This is a genomic window from Streptomyces sp. NPDC001270, from assembly GCF_042896695.1.
GTDB lineage: Bacteria > Actinomycetota > Actinomycetes > Streptomycetales > Streptomycetaceae > Streptomyces.
This window is the reverse complement of sequence record NZ_JBIAXM010000011.1, coordinates 18,057-36,414: the sequence shown is the minus strand read 5'-3', so window position 1 is coordinate 36,414 and position 18,358 is coordinate 18,057. Positions and strand designations below refer to the sequence as shown.

At 72.1% G+C, this 18,358-nt stretch carries 11 protein-coding genes; 9 read left to right on the top strand and 2 right to left on the bottom strand.

Annotated features, from left to right (window positions below; all coding sequences use genetic code 11):
* Positions 1 to 1,032: 1,032 nt before the first annotated feature.
* Positions 1,033 to 3,108, top strand: a complete 2,076-nt coding sequence (fusA, locus tag ACFY2B_RS19830; RefSeq protein WP_390764397.1) for an elongation factor G — start codon at positions 1,033 to 1,035, stop codon at positions 3,106 to 3,108.
* A gap of 149 nt (positions 3,109 to 3,257) precedes the next feature.
* Here fusA and ACFY2B_RS19825 read toward each other — a convergent pair whose 3' ends face one another.
* Positions 3,258 to 5,051 carry a coagulation factor 5/8 type domain-containing protein gene (locus ACFY2B_RS19825; RefSeq protein WP_390764396.1) on the bottom strand — a complete coding sequence of 598 codons (1,794 nt, stop codon included), beginning with the start codon at positions 5,049 to 5,051 and terminating at the stop codon, positions 3,258 to 3,260.
* A 316-nt stretch (positions 5,052 to 5,367) separates the two neighbouring features.
* Here ACFY2B_RS19825 and ACFY2B_RS19820 point away from each other — a divergent pair, with 316 nt between their 5' ends.
* The 4 genes from ACFY2B_RS19820 (at position 5,368) to ACFY2B_RS19805 (ending at position 11,842) form a co-directional block, all read left to right on the top strand.
* Entirely contained in the window at positions 5,368 to 6,462 is a 1,095-nt protein-coding gene (locus ACFY2B_RS19820; protein ID WP_390764395.1) for a DUF1996 domain-containing protein, read from the top strand.
* 61 nt (positions 6,463 to 6,523) lie between these two features.
* On the top strand, positions 6,524 to 8,278 hold the full coding sequence (locus ACFY2B_RS19815) for a discoidin domain-containing protein (protein ID WP_390764394.1): 1,755 nt from the start codon (positions 6,524 to 6,526) through the stop codon (positions 8,276 to 8,278).
* 25 nt (positions 8,279 to 8,303) lie between these two features.
* A complete protein-coding gene (locus ACFY2B_RS19810; protein WP_390764393.1) occupies positions 8,304 to 10,739 on the top strand; it encodes a glycoside hydrolase family 3 C-terminal domain-containing protein in 2,436 nt (811 codons plus the stop codon).
* Between the two features lie 62 nt (positions 10,740 to 10,801).
* The gene (locus ACFY2B_RS19805; RefSeq protein WP_390764392.1) at positions 10,802 to 11,842 is read left to right on the top strand and encodes a LacI family DNA-binding transcriptional regulator; all 1,041 of its coding nucleotides are present in this window, start codon (positions 10,802 to 10,804) and stop codon (positions 11,840 to 11,842) included.
* Positions 11,843 to 12,292: 450 nt separating this feature from the next.
* Here the strand turns inward: ACFY2B_RS19805 and ACFY2B_RS19800 are convergent, their stop codons facing one another.
* On the bottom strand, positions 12,293 to 13,591 hold the full coding sequence (locus tag ACFY2B_RS19800) for an ROK family protein (RefSeq protein WP_390764391.1): 1,299 nt from the start codon (positions 13,589 to 13,591) through the stop codon (positions 12,293 to 12,295).
* 185 nt (positions 13,592 to 13,776) lie between these two features.
* Between ACFY2B_RS19800 and ACFY2B_RS19795 the strand changes: the two genes are divergently transcribed.
* From ACFY2B_RS19795 to ACFY2B_RS19780, 4 genes are read left to right on the top strand one after another with little or no spacing between them, the layout of a single operon-like run.
* Positions 13,777 to 15,090 carry an ABC transporter substrate-binding protein gene (locus tag ACFY2B_RS19795; protein WP_390764390.1) on the top strand — a complete coding sequence of 438 codons (1,314 nt, stop codon included), beginning with the start codon at positions 13,777 to 13,779 and terminating at the stop codon, positions 15,088 to 15,090.
* Positions 15,091 to 15,095: 5 nt separating this feature from the next.
* Positions 15,096 to 16,094: a carbohydrate ABC transporter permease gene (locus ACFY2B_RS19790; RefSeq protein ID WP_376538245.1), complete on the top strand. Its 999-nt coding sequence runs from the start codon at positions 15,096 to 15,098 to the stop codon at positions 16,092 to 16,094.
* Positions 16,087 to 16,947, top strand: a complete 861-nt coding sequence (locus ACFY2B_RS19785) for a carbohydrate ABC transporter permease (RefSeq protein WP_390764389.1) — start codon at positions 16,087 to 16,089, stop codon at positions 16,945 to 16,947. The genes ACFY2B_RS19790 and ACFY2B_RS19785 overlap by 8 nt, the downstream gene beginning before the upstream one ends.
* A gap of 44 nt (positions 16,948 to 16,991) precedes the next feature.
* Entirely contained in the window at positions 16,992 to 18,356 is a 1,365-nt protein-coding gene (locus ACFY2B_RS19780; RefSeq protein ID WP_390764388.1) for a GH1 family beta-glucosidase, read from the top strand.
* Positions 18,357 to 18,358: the final 2 nt, after the last annotated feature.

Genomic DNA, 18,358 nt, shown 5'->3' with positions numbered 1-18,358 from the left:
TTAGAACTGTTCGTTCAATGGGAGGGCGTCCACCGGCCATCCGTACGCACCACTGTGCGTGGCCCCGGCGACGGGTCGGTTCCGTGTGCGAGTACCAGTTTCTCGGCCATGAGCGGCACTTCACCGGAAATCCGTATTCGTTCTCCGGGAATCCGCTGAACGCCGGGCAATGCGTACTCGGCGGTGCGTCGTACCCGGTCCGAACCGGTCAGACACAACATGCCGATACCGTCCGAGCGTTGACCTCGTTTTTCGGACAGGCGCCGCAGCCGCCGGGGTTTACCGCGGTCAACCGCAGTGGCCGGGTGCCCAGCCAGGGTAACGCTGAGCCGATCACCACGGGTTTGCCGAATCCTGGCAGACGAATGTCCGGAAAATGTCAGGACCTTGCCCCGACGGAGTTGACCTGAGGCCGGTCCGTGGGCCCCGGCGCACTCGAATTCCCGGAAGATCAGGGTGGATCACGGAAGATCGCGGAGGATAGTGGAAGATCGCGGCAGAAGGGGACCGAACGGGCCGCCGAGGTAAGTTCGGGAGTTTGTCGAATTCGTCCCGCGCGGCACACTCCACACCGATCCGGATACGGCTCCGGAAAACTCGGATGCACCCTCCTCGCCGTCTTTCCTACACTCACCACGACCGCGCGCCACCGACCGGAACGGCGCGCCGCCGAGACCGCAGGACGAGACAGGACGACAGAGGGGAGTACGGCCGTGCCCGTTCGCACCGTCAACGCCGTTCCCCGTTCCCGCTTCGATGTGATCCTGGTGTCCTGGGCCGGCCGGTGCCCGCTGCGCGGCCGGCACCGGACCCCGTGATCCACGGCTGACCGGCACGAACACTGCGCCGTCCAGCGGACCGTCGCCACCCGCCGCCCGACGCCGGACAACTCCGCAGCACACGTCCGCGCCGGCCGCCGCCGCGTCCGCGCCGGCACACCCGCGTCCGCCGCACCGCCGCCGGTCACCTCGCCGACGGCGCACGGGACATCGCGCAGCCCCTCTCCCCACCACCCGCGAAAGGCATCGGGCCGTGCGCACCGAACCGCACCTCACCTTCGACATCCCCCTCACCGAAGTCCGCAACCTGGGCATCCTGGCCCACGTGGACGCCGGCAAGACCACCGTCACCGAACGGATCCTGTACGCGACCGGTACCACGCACCAGCGCGGCGAGGTCCACGACGGAACCACCGTCACCGACTTCGACCCCCAGGAACGCGACCGCGGGATCACCATCTTCGCCGCGGCCGTCAGCTGCGCCTGGGACGGCCACCGGATCAACCTGATCGACACCCCCGGCCACGTCGACTTCGCCGACGAGGTCGAGCGTTCGCTGCGCGTGCTGGACGGTGCCGTGGCCGTGTTCGACGCGGTCGCCGGGGTCGAGCCGCAGAGCGAGTCGGTGTGGCGGCAGGCCGACCGGTACGGCGTACCGCGGATTGCCTTCGTCAACAAGATGGACCGCGCGGGCGCCGACCTGGACACGGCCGTCGAGTCGATCCGGCGGCGGCTCCATCCGGCACCGCTCGTCGTGCACCTGCCGATCGGCGCGGAGGACGCCTTCACCGGCGTGGTCGACCTGCTGCGCATGCGCGCCCTGGTGTGGGCCGGCCGCGACGGCACCGCCGTCGAGGGCCCGGTGCCCCGGGAACTCGCACAGGAGGCAGGACGGCGGCGCCGGCTCCTGGAGGAGGCGGTCGCCGAACTGCATCCCGCGGCAATGGAGGAGTTCTGCCTGCGCTCCGCCGTGTCCACCCCGACCCTGGTCACCGCCCTGCGCGCACTGACGCACAGCGGGGACGGGGTGGTCGTGCTGTGCGGTTCGGCCTACCGCAACCGCGGCATCGAACCGCTGCTGGACGCCGTCGTCGCCCACCTGCCCGCACCGTCGGACGTACCCGCCGTGCGCGGCACCCACGACGGGACGGCGCAGTCGCGGCCCGCCGACCCCGACGCGCCGTTCGCGGCCCTCGCGTTCAAGGTGCACGCCACACCCACCGGGCGGCTGACCTGTCTGCGGATCTACTCCGGCACCATCGAGAAGGGAGACACCGTGTGGGACCCGGTCGCCCGGCGCACCGAGCGCGTCGCGCGGATCCTGCGGGTCATGGCCGACCGGCACGCCCCGCTGGAGCGGGCGGTCGCCGGTGACATCGTCGCCGTGGCCGGTCTCCGGCAGACCCGCGCCGGTTCGACCCTGTGCGCCGTGGACGCCCCGCTCGTCCTCGAACCGCCCACGCCCGCCGACCCGGTGGTGTCCGTGGCGGTCGAGGCCCGGCGGAGCACCGACACCGGACGGCTGGCGGCGGCACTGGCCCGCCTCGCGGAGGAGGATCCCGCGCTGAGCGTGCGGACGGACGCCGAGACCGGCCAGACCGTGCTCTCCGGCATGGGCGAACTGCACCTGGAGGTCGCGGTGGAGCGGATCCGCCGGGACGGCGGCTTCGACGTCACCGTCGGGCTGCCGCGGGTCGCCCACCGGGAGGCCGTCGTCCGTGGGGTGTCGGGGCTGGTGTTCCGGCACGTCAAACAGGACGGCGGCGCGGGGCAGTTCGCCCATGTCGTGCTCGACGTGGAGCCGCTGCCGGACCCGACGGGCGCGCTCGGCATCGAGTTCCGCTCCACCGTCGTCGGCGGACACGTCCCGCAGGAGTACGTCCGGGCGGTCGAGGCCGGCTGCCGGGACGCGCTGGCCGAGGGACCGCTCGCCGGGCACCCGGTGACCGGGCTGCGGGTCACGTTGACCGACGGGGCCACCCATGTGAAGGACTCCTCCGAGCGGGCCTTCCGCACGGCCGGCCGGCTCGGGCTGCGCGCGGCCCTGCGCGCCTGCGCCCTGGTCCTGCTGGAGCCGGTCGCCGAGGTCACGGTCACGGTGCCGGAGGACGCCGTCGGCGGGGTGCTCGGCGATCTGGCGGCGCGCCGCGGCCGGGTCACGGCGACCACGGCCCGGGGCGGCACGGCGGTGCTCACCGCCACCGTGCCGCTGGCCGAACTGTTCGGCTACGCCACCCGGTTGCGCAGCCGCACACAGGGCCGGGGCACGTTCACCACCCGGCCCGGCGGTTATGCGCCGGCCCCCGGGGCGACGGCCCCGGCCCGGTGATCAGGCCGTTGGCCAGGCCGTGGTCCGGGCCGGTCGTCCGGGCCGGTGGTCCGGCCCGGTGATCCGCGGTGATGATCCGGGAATGATCCGGGGCGGGGGGGGGGGGGGGCCCCCCCCCCCCCCCCCCCCCCCCGCCCCTGCCCGCCTCGTCAGGGGTACGACACCACCGTGGACGGCGTCGTCGAGGTGCCCGAGGTGGGCGACCCGGTCTCGTTGATCACGCGCTCGTACTGGCCGTTGCCGCCCAGCGAGACGACGAGCAGGTTGTGGAACTTCACACCCGAGGTGTTCGGGGCGGCGAAGCCGTGGTGTTGCACTATCGTCGGATCGACGTTGTAGTAGCAGTAACTGCCCAGGCCCCAGCCCTCGTGTGCGGTGACGTTGTCGCCCACCCGGTAGGCGGCGAACCCCTTCACCGAGCCGTTCTGGACCGCCGCCTGGTTCGGGGCGTCGTACGCCTTCTCGTTCTGGAAGAAGATCGTGCGGCCCCGCTGCCCGAACCACTGCACGTCGTACTTGTTGAAGTGCTCCACGAACAGACCGGTGGCCAGTACGTCGTCGCCGTTGACGACGACGCCGTAGTCGGCCCGGTTGGTGTCCCAGCCGACACCGGTGCCGTGGTCGGCGCGCCACACCCAGGTGTGGTCGACGATGGTGTGCCGGCTGTTGATCACCATGCTGGTGGTGGCCTTGCCCGCGCCGGCGCCGCCGATGCGGACGAACACGTCCTGCACGGTGATCGGGTTGGCCGAGTGGTCCCGGGACGCGCCGGTCGGTCCGACCTCCAGCAGGGTGGGGGAGTTGACCGGACCCGCGTCGATCAGGAAGCCGGCGAGGCGCACCCCGTCCACGTCCGCGACCCGCAGCGCGGTGACCCCGTTGTCGGGCACGATCGTGGCGTAACCCAGGCCCAGGACGACGGTGTTGGCGTTGTCGACCTGAAGGGTCTGGTTCACGTGGTAGATGCCCGGCGTGAGCAGCAGGTGCAGGCCCTGTGCGAGTGCCTGGTTGAGGGTGGCCGCGCTGTCTCCGGGCTTGGCGACGTAGAACTGGGACAGCGCCAGGGACGTGCCCCGCGGGGTGCCGTTGCCCCAGGTGACCCCGCGGGCGTCGGTCCGCTTCTCCGGCAGAAAGACCCGGTACTCGCTGCCGCTCACATACAGGAAGGGTTTCTCGCGGGAGACGGGTGTGGTGTTCAACGTGGTGTACGGCGGATTGGGGAAGGTCTGCGCCGGGGCGCCCTCCACACCTGAGAACACCATGTTCCACACGCCGTTGAGCCAGCTGCCGACCGCGCTGTCACGGGTGTACCACTGCTGCTGCGAGTACGGCCCGACCTGGCCGTCGATCCGGCTGTCCGCGATGTAGCCGCCGCTCGCCCAGCCGTAGCCGTTGGGCGCCAGGTTGAGACCGCCGCGCACATGCATGCGGCGGAACGGCGCGGCCTGTGCCACGGCCCAGCGGTTGGTGCCGTTGACCGGCACCAGGGCCAGGTTCTCCGCCGAACGCCAGAAGTTCTGCGTGGCGTTGCCGTTGAACCAGCCCGCGTCGACCGTGACGTCGCCGTTGATGGTCGTGTCGTCGGGGGACAGGCCGAGGCCCGCGACGGAGGTGTAGAAGCCGATCTGCGCGTTGAGGCCGTTGTAGGTGCCCGGCTTGAACAGCAGGGCGTAGCGGCCGGTGCCGAACTGCGCCGACTCCTGCTGCCGGAACACCTCGTCCAGCCGGGCCTGGATGCCCGGTGTGGACGGGTCGAACACGATGACGTTGGGGCCCAGGTCACCGCCGCCCGGCAGATCGAGCGGGCGCCCGCCGGACGGTGCGGCGGACGTCGGTGCCGATGCCGCCGACGCGGTGGCCGGCAGGCCCGCGACGGTGGTGGCGACAGCTGCTGCGGCGCCGAGTACGGCTCTGCGGCCCATGGAGGGGGAAGTAGGGGGCATGCGCGGCTCTCCTGGTTCAGGAAGTGAACGAAGTGGGGGTCGGGGAGCGCTCTCTCGCGGTTGGATGCTTCATTGGTGTGAACGATGCGTCAAGGGTCGTGACGAGATTCCGACCGATTTTGCTGATCGCTCGTCAATTCTCTTTCCCTGCTTTCGAGAAGTGAGCACGGAGCATCCCTGATCCTTGCGCCGGATCCCTTGACACCCTCGTGCCACCGCCTCAACACTCCAGCCGTGGGAGAGCGCTCTCCCCCAGCGTTTCCACGCTCTCTCCGTATACCCCCACAGACCCCCACCTCCCGTACAGGAGCCTTCCATGGCACGGAGACCGAAGACTGTTTCAGGCGCACTGATCGCCGGTGCCTTACTGCTGACCTCGCTCGGCCTCAGCGGTATCGCGCGGTCGGCCACGGACACCCCCGACGGCGGGCCGGAACACCTCGCGCACGCGGCACAGGCGGCCGCACACGCCATGGCCCCCTCGACCGCGTACTCACCCGAAGACCCCGACGGCGACGGCTACATCCCGGCGAATCCGCCGGTCACCGGCGTCATCCCGTCCGCTGACAACCCGCCGCACCGGTACTTCCACGAGTTCCAGGCCAACTGCTCGGTCAGCCACACCAAGCCGGACGACCCCATCGTCTATCCGCAGCAGCCCGGCAAGTCCCACGACCACACGTTCATGGGCAACACCACGACGAACGCGAACAGCACGACGGCCTCGCTCGACGCGGGCACCACCACCTGCAAGGCGCCCGGCGACCGCTCCGGCTACTGGATGCCCACCCTGTACAAGGGCGACCAGCCGGTGCTGCCGGTCGGCCCGCAGGTGATCTACTACAAGGCCGGCGTCACCGACTACACCAGTGTCCGCCCCTTCCCGAAGGGCCTGCGGTTCGTCGTGGGCAGCCCGATGCAGACCGCCGACGAGTTCCGGTCCCACCGCGGCTTCGTCGAGGGCTGGGAGTGCGGCGAGAGCTACTTCAACACCGACTTCCCCGCGAGCTGTCCCACGGGCGCCGACGTCCAGCTCAACATCCGCTTCCAGGCCCCCAGTTGCTGGGACGGACAGTACCTGGACACCCCCGACCACAAGAGCCACATGGCCTATCCGGTGGTCAAGCCGGGCACCAACGACAACGTCTGCCCCGCCGACCACCCGGTCGCCCTGCCGATGATCGAGTTCAAGATGGCGTTCCCGGTCAACGGGGACCTGTCCCAGGTGAGGCTGTCCAGCGGACGGGGCTACTCGTTCCACTACGACTTCTTCAACGCCTGGGACGACGCCACCCTCAAGGCGCTCGTCGACCACTGCGTCGTCGGCGGACTGCAGTGCGACGCGCGGGGCTACGACCAGACGCACCCGGAGGCGGGCGCGGCACTCGACGAGAACTACGAGCTTCCCTGAGCCCCCGCGGCACTCACTCGACACGCCACCCGCAGCGTTCCCCGTACTCCGGAGCGACCACATGACCCCGTTACCCCGTACCCGCGCGCGCCGGCTGGCAGCGCCCCTCACCGCAGGCATCCTGACCGTCGGCGCCCTCACCGCCCTGCCCGCGGCCCAGGCGCATGCCGCCGGAAGCGTCGTCCGCGTCACCGGCGGCCAGGGCGCCTGGCAGCTGACCGTCGACGGACAGCCGTACCGGATCAAGGGCCTCACCTGGGGCCCGGCCACCGCCGACGCCGAGCGCTACATGCCGGACCTCAGCTCCATGGGCGTCAACACCGTCCGCACCTGGGGCACCGACGCCACCAGCAAACCACTGCTCGACTCCGCCGCCGCCCACGGCATCAAGGTCATCGCGGGCTTCTGGCTCCAGCCCGGCGGCGGCCCCGGCAGCGGCGGCTGCGTCAACTACGTCACCGACACCGCCTACAAGAACCAGATGCTCGACGAGTTCCCCAAGTGGGTCCAGACCTACAAGGACCACCCCGGCGTCCTCATGTGGAACGTCGGCAACGAGTCGGTGCTGGGCCTGCAGAACTGCTACAGCGGCGACGAACTGGAGCGCCAGCGCGACGCGTACACGACCTTCGTCAACGACGTCGCGAAGAAGATCCACGGCATCGACCCGAACCACCCGGTCACCTCCACCGACGCGTGGACCGGCGCCTGGCCCTACTACAAGAAGAACGCCCCCGACCTCGACCTGTACGCCGTCAACGCCTACAACGCCGTCTGCGACATCAAGTCCACCTGGGAACAAGGGGGTTACACCAAGCCGTACATCGTCACCGAGACCGGCCCCGCGGGCGAGTGGGAGGTGCCGGACGACGCCAACGGCGTGCCCCAGGAGCCCACCGACCAGGCCAAGGCGGACGGGTACACCCGCGCCTGGAACTGCGTCACCGGGCACCAGGGCGTCGGCCTCGGCGCCACCATGTTCCACTACGGAACCGAGTACGACTTCGGCGGCATCTGGTTCAACCTGCTGCCCGCGGGCCAGAAACGGCTGTCGTACTACGCCGTGAAACGGGCCTACGGCGGTGACACCACGCACGACAACACCCCGCCGGTCGTCTCCGGCCTGACCGTGGAGGGCGACGCGGGCGCGGTGCCCGCGGGCCGTGACCTGACCCTCGCGGTCCGGGCCGCCGACCCGGACGGCGACCCGGTCTCCTACGAGGTCCTCGACAACAGCAACTACATCGACCAGAGCAAGAACCTCGCCACGCTGCCGTTCACCGACCTCGGCGGCGGCCGGCTGCGGACCACCGCGCCCGACCGGCCCGGCGTCTGGAAGATCTATGTGAAGGCGACGGACGGCCACGGCAACGTCGGCGTCGAGACCCGCTCGATCAGGGTCGTGCCGCCCCCGGTGGACGGCACCAACGTCGCCCTGCGCAAACCCGCCACCGCCTCCTCGTACCAGGGGAGTTACGGCGACTGCCCGTGCCCGCCCGCGAGCGCCGTGGACGGCGATCCGGCGACCCGCTGGGCCAGCGACTGGAGCGACCCCCAGTGGATCCAGGTCGACCTCGGCAGCCGCACCTCGTTCCGGCACGTCCAACTGGTCTGGGAGACCTCCTACGCGAAGGCGTACGCCGTCCAGACCTCCGACGACGGGCAGAACTGGCAGACCGTGCGCACGGTGACCGACGGCAACGGCGGCGTCGACGACCTCGACGTCACCGGCGCCGGCCGCTACGTCCGGATCAACGGCACGGCGCGCGGCACCGGCTACGGCTACTCGCTGTACGAGTTCGGCGTCTACAACTGACCGCGCACCGAGACCGGGGGTGAGGATGACCGACGAGGAGGAACTCGACCGGCTGACCGGCAAGCTGGCGCTGCCGGCCAAGGTCCGGCTGCTGACCGGTGCCACCACCTGGCGCACGGCCGCCGAACCCGCCGTCGGGCTGCGCGAACTGGTGCTGTCCGACGGCCCGGCGGGGGTGCGCGGCCAGACCTGGGACGAGCGGCACACGGCCGTGCTGCTGCCCTCGGCCACCGCGCTCGCCGCTACCTGGGACGAACGGCTGGTCGGGGAAGTCGGCGGCCTCCTCGCCTCCGAGGCACGGCGCAAAGCCGTGGACGTGGTCCTCGCCCCCAACCTCAACCTGCACCGCAGCCCGCTCGCGGGCCGCCACTTCGAGTGCTTCTCCGAGGACCCGGAGCTGACCGGCCGCATCGGCGCGGCCCTGGTCCGGGGCATCCAGGCACACGGAGTGGCGGCCACCGCCAAGCACTACGTGGCCAACGACTCGGAGACCGACCGGCTGACCGTCGACGTACGCGTCGACGAGCGCACCCTGCGGGAGGTCTACCTCGCGCCCTTCGAGGCCGCGGTGGCGGCCGGGGTACGGCTGGTCATGGCCGGATACAACCGGCTCGACGGCACCACCATGACCGCACACCCGCTGCTGGCCGACCCCCTGAAGACCGAGTGGCGCTTCGACGGCGTCGTCGTCTCCGACTGGGGAGCGGCCCGCGGCACACGGGACACCGCGCGCTCGGGGCTCGACCTGGTCATGCCCGGCCCCGACGGACCGTGGGGGCGGGCGCTGGCACGGGCGGTGGAGGAGGGGCGGGTCCCCGAGTCCGCCGTCGACGACAAGGTACGCCGGCTGCTGCGGCTGGCCGACCGGTGCGGCGCCCTCGGCGAGCGCCGCCCGGCCCGGCCGCCGCTGCGCTCGCCCCGGACCCGGGCGCTGGCGCGGCGCGCCGTCGCCGCCGGTGCCGTGCTGCTGGCCAACCGGGACGTGCTGCCGCTCGACCCCGGGCGGCTCGCGACGCTGGCCGTCATCGGCGAACACGCCGCCCGCACCCGGGTCCAGGGCGGCGGCAGCGCGGGTGTCTTCCCGCAGGACGAGGTCTCGGTCCTCGACGGGATCAGGGCCGGACTGCGCGGCCGCGGCCGGGTCGTGCACGTGCCCGGGCCCGCGCCCGGCGGTCCGCCCGCCCCGCTGGACATGACCCTGTGCACCGATCCGCGCTCCGGGGTGCCCGGCGTGCTGCTGCGCGTACTCGACCCGGACGGGCGTGAGCTGTATGCCGAACGGCGGGGCAGTGGACGGCAGTTGGAGCCGCCGCTGGTTCCCGGGGGGCATATCGTGGAGATCAGCGCGCGGCTGCGTCCGCGGGTGTCCGGGCGCTGGACGCTCGGGATCGCCGGCTTCGGCCGGCTCTGGCTCGGCCTCGACGGCAGCACCCTGCTGGACGAGACCGTCGTCAAGGACACCGACGACCCCGCGCTCGTCCACGTCCGCCCGCCGGCCCGACTGGTCACCGCGGAGCTGGCCGCGGGCAGCGCACCGCACCTGGTGGCGCGCCGGGAACTCGCCCCCGGCACCGGCCGGGCCACGGTCGTCGGCGCGGCGCCGCCCGCCCCCGACCCCGCGGCCGCGCTCGCCGACGCGGCCCGCGCGGCGCGCGCCGCCGACGCGGCCGTGGTGGTCGTCGGCACCACCGAGCACGGCGAGTACGAGGGGCACGACCGGACCTCGCTCGCCCTGCCCCCGGGTCAGGACGCCCTCGTGAGCGCCGTCGCCCGGGAAAACCCGCGGACGGTGGTCGTCGTCAACAGCGGCGGTCCCGTCGAACTGCCCTGGCGGGACGAGGTCGGCGCGCTGCTGCTGGCCTGGTTCCCCGGGCAGGAGGCGGGCGGTGGACTGGCCGACGTACTGCTGGGCCGCGTCGAGCCCGGCGGACGGCTGCCCACCACCTGGCCGGCCGCACTCGCCGACGCCCCCGTCACCCGGACCCGGCCGGTCGACGGCCGCCTCGACTACACCGAGGGCCTGCACGTCGGATACCGCGGCTGGCTGCGCCGGCACCGCACCCCGGCCTACTGGTTCGGGCACGGACTGGGATACACCGGCTGGTCGTACGAGGAGGTCACCGGGCCCGCCGAGGTCCGCGCGGGCGACGCGTTCACCGTGCGGGTCCGGGTGCGCAACACCGGGCCGCGAGCGGGGCGCGAGGTCGTTCAGGTGTATCTCGCCCGGCCCGGGGCGGCCGTGGAGTACCCCGAGCGGTGGCTCGCCGGGTACGCGGCGGTGCGGGCCCGGCCCGGCGAGACCGTGACCGCCGTGGTGCGGATCGCCGCGCGCGGGCTGCGGCACTGGTCGGCCGAGGCGGGCGGGTGGCGGACCGAGCCGGGCCCGTGCCGGGTGCTGGCCGGCCGCTCCGCGGGCGACCTGCCCCTGGCCCTTGAGGTGGTGATACGGGACCGGAGGTGAGGGCGGCCGGGGCCGGGAGAGCGCTCTATGCCCTGGTGGCGCGGGGCCGTTAGGGTGCGGGCATGAACAGTAGGGCCCCGACGCTCGAGGACGTGGCCCGGGAGGCCGGCGTCTCCCGGGCGACCGTGTCCCGCGTCGTCAACGGTGTGCGCAACGTGGATCCCGCGATCCAGGAGGTGGTCCGCCGGGCCATCGAGCGGACCGGGTACGCGCCCAACCGGGCCGCCCGCTCACTGGTGACCCGGCGCGCCGAGACCGTGGCGCTGGTGGTGTCCGGCGCCGGGGACGCCTCGGACGCCACCCAGAACGCGTTCGCCGCACGGGTGTTCGCGGACCCCTTCTTCGGGCGGGTGGTCGGCGGGGTCGTGGGTTTCCTGCGACCGCGTTCCATGCATCCGGTGCTGATGTTCGCGGAGTCGGCCGAGGCCCGGCAGGAGGTGCTGACGTATCTGCGGCAGGGGCGGGCCGACGGCGCGCTCGTGGTGTCCACCCATGCCGACGATCCGCTGCCCGCGCTGCTCGCCGGGGCCGGGCTGCCGGCCGTGCTGTTCGCCCGGCCCTCGCGGCCGGTGCCGCTCAGCCACGTGGACCTCGCCCACCGGGACGGCGGGCGCCTGGCCGCCGAGCATCTGCTCGCCCGCGGCTGCCGCCGACCCGCCACGATCTCCGGCCCGTTGGCGGTGGCCGCGAGCCAGGAGCGGCTGGCCGGCTTCCGGGACGCGCTGGCCCGGCACGGCCATCCGCGCGTGCCGGTCGCCGAGGGCGGTTTCACCCTGGACAGCGGAGTGGCGGCGATGTCCGGACTGCTGGCCGAACACCCCGATGTCGACGGGGTGTTCGCCGCCAACGACCTCATGGCGCAGGGCGCCTGCCAGGTACTGCGCGAGCGCGGGCGCCGGATCCCCGAGGACGTGGCGGTGGTCGGCTTCGACGACTCCAGTGTCGCCGTCACCTGCCGGCCCCGGCTGACCACCGTCCGCCAGCCCGTCGAGGACATGGCGGCGGCGATGGCCCGACTGCTCGACGAACACGTCCGCGGCGCCCGCACCGACGTGACGTCGGTCGTGTTCGAACCCGAACTGGTGGTACGGCAGTCGGCGTGAGACCGGCCGCGGCCCGCACCGGCACGACCGTGCGGATGGGCGGACCGCCGCGGTGCGGCGGCGGGGCGGCCGGGAGCGCGGGGCGGTGACGGCGGCTCCAGGGGCCGGGGCGGTCACCCGCGTGCGGCGACGGCCGGGACTTGGCGGGTGCCCCGCGGCGGCCGGTCGTCCGGTGGGCGCCGCGACTCGACCACCGTGACGGGCGCGCCCGCCCAGTCCCGCGCCGGGTCCGGCGTGGTTCCGGCCGGTGGAGACCGGCCGGCCGTCAAGAGCACGGTCGCGTGCCGGTTCGACGGGCGCCCGACCCCCGCCCGCAGCGAACACCGGCAGGTCGACGACACGAGTGCCCGGGTGGTGGCCCACTGCGGTCCCCCGTTCGCTGCCGGGGCGGTGCGGGCGGGTCCGCTCCGAGCCGGGGCAGGCGCGTCCGAGCCGACGAGGCCCCGCCGTTCAGGCCAGCCGTCCGTCCAGGGCCGTGCGCCAGGCCGGTGACGGCGGCCGGGGCGGGGCGGCGGGTAGGCGACGGCCGCCGCGGGTGAGGAAGGCCGCGAGCGGGAGCGTGGCCGCGCCGACCGTCACCGCGTCCGGGCCGAGTCTGCCCAGCTCGATGCGGACGCGTCCGGCGGGATGGGCCAGCGCCGTGGCGAGGGCGTGCTCGCGCACCCGGTCGAGGAAGTCCGGGCCGAGCTGGAGCCCGGCCCACCCGCCGACCAGCACCCGTTCCGGCTGGAACAGGTTGATGAGGTCGGACAGGCCCGCGCCGAGGAACTCCGCGGTCTCCGCGAGCACCCCCGCCGCGACGGGGTCGGGCTCCCGGCCGTCCCCGGGGCGGGCCGCGGCCAGCAACTCCGTCAGCGCCGTCTCCTCGTCCGCCCCGGCACCCGGCCGCCCGCCCGCCTCCCGCCAGCGGGCCAGCAGCGCCTCGGCCCCCGCATACGCCTCCAGGCAGCCGCGCGCACCGCACCGGCAGCGGCGCCCCCGGACCCGTACCGTCAGATGCCCCCACTCCACCGCCCGGCCGTGCTCCACCTCCGCCGTGACCACGCAGGCGCCCACCCCGGAGCCGAACAGCACGACCACGGCGCTGCGGGCCCCGCGCCCGCCCCCGAACCACATCTCCGCCTGCCCGAGCGTCTTCGCGCCGTTGTCGATGAAGTACGGCACCTGCTCGGGGAGCTGCCCGGTGGCGCGCAGCAGCCGTTCCAGCGGCACCGCGTCCCAGCCGACCGTCTGCCCGTGCACCACCGCCCCCGGCCCGCCCGGACCGCCGGTGTGCTCGACGATGCCGGGCACGCCGACGCCGACGCCGAGCAGGTCGCCGGGGGCCGTCCGGGCGGTCCGCAGCACCTCGGCGACACCGTCGCGGACCTGGTCGACGACCAGGCCGACGTCGTACCGGTCCGTCGTCAACGGCCGTTCGGACCGGGCGAGTTCGACGAGGGTCAGGTCGAACAGCTCGACCCGTACCCGGGTCTCCCCGACATCGACCCCGATGAGCTGCCCGCTGCCGGGCACGACGCGCAGCAGGGTGCGCGGCCGGCCGCCGTCGGAACCCACGCTGCCCGCCTCCTCCAGCAGCCCGTCGGCGATCAGTTCGGCCACCACGGTGCTGATGGAGCCCGAACTCAGCCCGGTCGCCGGGCCGAGCGCCTGCCGGCTCGTGGGGCCGTCGAAATACAACCGTTGCAGAACGGCCGCCCGGCTCTCCCGCCGCAGGTCACGCACCGTACGACCGCCCCGCACCGCCACCTGGTCTCCTCGTCGTGTGGTCCGTCCGGTCAGATACCTGTGCCGGGTCTCTTGACGACCGTTTCTCTTGAGGTTTAACTCACGTCCTAAATTAAGCCATGAGGGGCTTCGGGAGTCGAACGGGGTGTCGCCTTCCCGCGGGCCGTCCTCAGGTTCTCGACTCCCGGAAAGGGACACCAGGAGCCATGCGCAGCATCCGAGCCGCGGCCGTAGGCGCCGTCACCATGTCACTCGCCCTGGCCGCCTCGGCTTGCGGAGGCGGTTCGTCCGGCGGCGGGTCCGACGACTCACCGAAGACGCTCACCTACTGGGCCTCCAACCAGGGCGCCAGCGTCGCGATCGACAAGCAGGTCCTCCAGCCCGAACTCGACAAGTTCGAGAAGCAGTCCGGGATCAAGGTGAAGCTGGAGGTCGTGCCCTGGTCGGACCTGCTCAACCGGATCCTCACCGCGACCACCTCGGGCCAGGGCCCGGACGTCCTCAACATCGGCAACACCTGGAGCGCCTCGCTCCAGGCCACCGGCGCGCTGCTGCCGTGGGACACGAAGAACTTCGACAAGATCGGCGGCAAGGACCGCTTCGTCGACTCGGCGCTCGGCTCCACCGGCGCGAACGGCAAGGACCCGGCCGCGGTGCCGCTGTACTCGATGGCGTACGCGCTCTACTACAACAAGGACATCTTCGCCGAGGCCGGCATCGACAAGCCGCCGGCCACCTGGGACGAGCTGATCGCCGACGGCAAGAAGATCCAGGCGAAGGGCAAGTCGGTCCTCGGCGCCGAGGGCGCGAACGTCTCCGAGAACATCCACCACGTCTTCGTCTTCGCCAAGCAGCACGGCGCCGACTTCTTCACCGCCGACGGCAAGCCCGACTTCACCAACGACAAGATCGTCGCCGCGGTGCAGCAGTACATCGACCTGATGGCCAAGGACAAGGTCATCCCGGCCGGCGACGCCGAGTACGCGCAGAACCAGTCCGTGAGCGACTTCGCCAAGGGCAAGCAGGCGATGCTGCTGTGGCAGTCGGCCGCCGCCAACCTCAAGTCCCAGGGCATGAGCGAGGACAAGTACGGCATAGCCCCCGTGCCCGTGCAGTCCGGCGCTCCCGGCACCGGCACCCAGATCAACTCGATGGTCGCCGGCATCAACATCGCCGTCTTCAACAACAGCCACAACATCGACGGCGCGACCGACTTCGTGAAGTTCATGACCAGCGACGAGGAACAGAAGATCCTCAACAAGGCGTACTCCTCCGTCCCGCCGGTCAAGAACGCGCAGAGCGACCCCGCCTTCAACACCCCGTCGAACTCCGTGCTGAAGGACACCCTCGCCAAGAGCGCCGCCGCGCTGCCGCAGGTCGCGTCCGAGTCGCAGTTCGAGACGGCGGTCGGCACGGCCGTCAAGGACCTGTTCGCGGACGCCGCGGGCGGTCGCGCGGTCACCGCCGAGTCGGTGAAGGCCGCACTCGAAAAGGCCCAGCAGCAGATGCCGGCGGCCTGAGCACGATGACCGCCGCCACCGTCCCGACGGAGACAGACGGGCGGACCGTGCGCAAGGATCCACCCGGTGCGGCGCGCCGCCCGCGCCGCCCCGGGCGGATCCGCCGCATCGGACTGCCGTACCTGCTGCTCCTGCCCGCCCTGCTGCTCGAACTCCTGGTCCACCTGGTGCCGATGGTCATCGGCATCGTGATGAGCTTCAAGGAACTGACCCAGTTCTACATCCGGGACTGGAGCACCGCCCCCTGGTCCGGTCTCGGCAACTACCGCATGTCGGTGGACTTCGACGCCCCCGTCGGCAAGGCGCTGCTGCACTCCTTCTTCGTCACCGTCGCCTTCACCCTGCTCTCGGTCGCGCTGTGCTGGCTGATCGGCACCGCCGCCGCGGTCTACATGCAGGACGCCTTCCGCGGCCGGGGGGTGCTGCGGGCGCTGTTCCTGGTGCCGTACGCGCTGCCCGTGTACGCCGCCGTCATCACCTGGGTGTTCATGTTCCAGCACGACAACGGGCTGGTGAACCACGTCCTGCACGACCAGCTGCACCTCACCGACAAGCCGTCCTTCTGGCTCATCGGCGACAACAGCTTCTACGCCCTGCTGACCGTCTCGGTGTGGAAGGGCTGGCCGTTCGCCTTCCTCATCGTCATGGCCGGACTGCAGAACATCCCCAAGGAGCTGTACGAGGCCGCCGCGCTGGACGGCGCCGGGATGTGGCAGCAGATCCGCCGCATCACCCTGCCGTCGCTGCGCCCGGTCAACCAGGTGCTGGTCCTGGTGCTGTTCCTGTGGACGTTCAACGACTTCAACACGCCGTACGTGCTGTTCGGCAAGGCGGCGCCGCAGGCCGCGGACCTCATCTCGGTCCACATCTACCAGGCGTCGTTCGTCACCTGGAACTTCGGCACCGGCTCCGCGATGTCCGTCCTGCTGCTCCTGTTCCTGCTCGTCGTGACGGGCGTGTACCTCCTGCTCACCTCGCGCGGACGGAGGGCCGCCGATGTCTAGCCCCAGCTCGCCGATGGCCCCGCCGCGCTCGTTCCTGTGGTCCCGGCGGATCTTCCTCACCCTGCTGACCGGCTTCGTCCTGGTGCCGGTGTACGTCATGGTCTCCAGCTCGCTGAAGCCGCTCGCCGACGTCACCGGCAAGTTCCGCTGGCTGCCCAGCGGCCTGACGATCCGCCCGTACATCGACATCTGGTCGACGGTGCCGCTCGCGAAGTACTTCATGAACTCACTGATCGTGGCGGGCTCGGCCACCGTCTGCTCGGTGGTGATCGCGGTGTTCGCCGCGTACGCCGTCAGCCGCTACAGCTTCCGCGGCAAGCGGGTGTTCACGGTGACCGTGCTGTCGACCCAGATGTTCCCGGGCATCCTCTTCCTGCTGCCGCTGTTCCTCATCTACGTCAACATCGGCAACGCCACCGGCATCGCCCTGTTCGGCTCGCGCGGCGGGCTGATCCTGACCTACCTCACCTTCTCGCTGCCGTTCTCCATCTGGATGCTCATCGGGTACTTCGACTCGGTGCCGCGCGACCTCGACGAGGCTGCGCTGGTGGACGGCTGCGGACCGCTCGGCGCGCTGCTGCGGGTGGTCGTGCCGGCCGCGATCCCCGGCATCGTCGCGGTCGCCGTGTACGCCTTCATGACGGCCTGGGGCGAAGTGCTGTTCGCCTCGGTGATGACCAACGAGGCCACCCGCACCCTCGCCGTCGGACTCCAGGGCTACTCCACGCTCAACGACGTGTACTGGAACCAGATCATGGCGGCGTCGCTCGTCGTCAGCGTGCCCGTGGTGGCCGGCTTCCTGCTGCTCCAGCGCTATCTCGTCGCCGGGCTCACGGCGGGAGCCGTCAAGTGACACACCCCTCGCCCGGCAACTCCGCCCCTTCTGAAAGGTCTTCCGTGTCCGACCGTATCGACCTCGCCGCGCTTCCGCACGACTTCCTGTGGGGCACGGCCACCGCGGCCTACCAGATCGAGGGAGCGGTGGCCGAGGACGGCCGCTCCCCATCGATCTGGGACACCTTCTCGCACACCCCCGGCAAGATCGAGAACGGCGACACCGGCGACGTCGCCTGCGACCACTACCACCGCTGGCGCGAGGACATCGAGCTGATGCGCCGGCTCGGCACCAACGCCTACCGGCTGTCGGTCGCCTGGCCGCGCGTGGTGCCGGGCGGCGACGGCCCGGTCAATCCCAAGGGCCTCGCCTTCTACGACGAACTGATCGACGCCCTGCTGGCGGCGGACATCACCCCGTCCGTCACCCTCTACCACTGGGACCTCCCGCAGGTCCTCCAGGACCGCGGCGGCTGGGCCGAGCGGGAGACCGCCGAGCACTTCGCGGCGTACGCCTCGGCCGTGGCCGGCCGGCTCGGCGACCGCGTCCGCCTGTGGACCACCCTCAACGAGCCCTCCTGCTCCGCCTGGATCGGGCACCTGGAGGGCAAGATGGCCCCCGGCCTGACCGACCTGACCGCCGCGGTCCGCGCCTCCTACCACCTGCTCCTCGGCCACGGCCTGGCGGTCCAGGCCATCCGCGCCGCCGTGCCGGACGCCGAGGTCGGCATCGTCAACAACCTCTCCACCGTGCACCCCGCCACCGAACGCCCCGAGGACGAGGCGGCCGCCCGCCGCCAGGACGGGCACGTCAACCGCTGGTGGCTGGACCCGATCCACGGCCGCGGCTTCCCGGCCGACATGCGCGAGGTGTACGGCGTCGACCTCCCCGAGCGTCCCGGCGACCTGGAGACGATCGCGGCACCGCTGGACTGGCTGGGCCTCAACTACTACTTCCCGGCATACGTCGCCGACGACCCGGCCGGCCCCGCGCCCCGCGCCCGTTCCGTGCGCCGTCTGGGCGTCCCGCGCACCGGCATGGACTGGGAGATCGACGCGAGCGGCATCGAGACGCTGCTGCTGCGCCTCACCCACGAGTACGGGGCCCGCCGGATCTACGTCACCGAGAACGGCAGCGCCTACCCGGACGTGGTCCGCCCGGACGGCACCGTCGACGACCCCGAGCGCCAGGAGTACCTGGTGGAGCACCTCGCGGCCTGCGCCTCCGCGGCCCGCAAGGGCGCCCCGCTGGCCGGCTACTTCGCCTGGTCGCTGCTCGACAACTTCGAGTGGGCGTACGGCTACGACAAGCGCTTCGGGCTGGTCCACGTGGACTACCGCACCCAGGTGCGCACCATGAAGGGCACCGGCGACCGGTACGCGGACATCGTCCGCCGGCACCGCAGCCGGGCACGCCGGGCCGCCTGAGC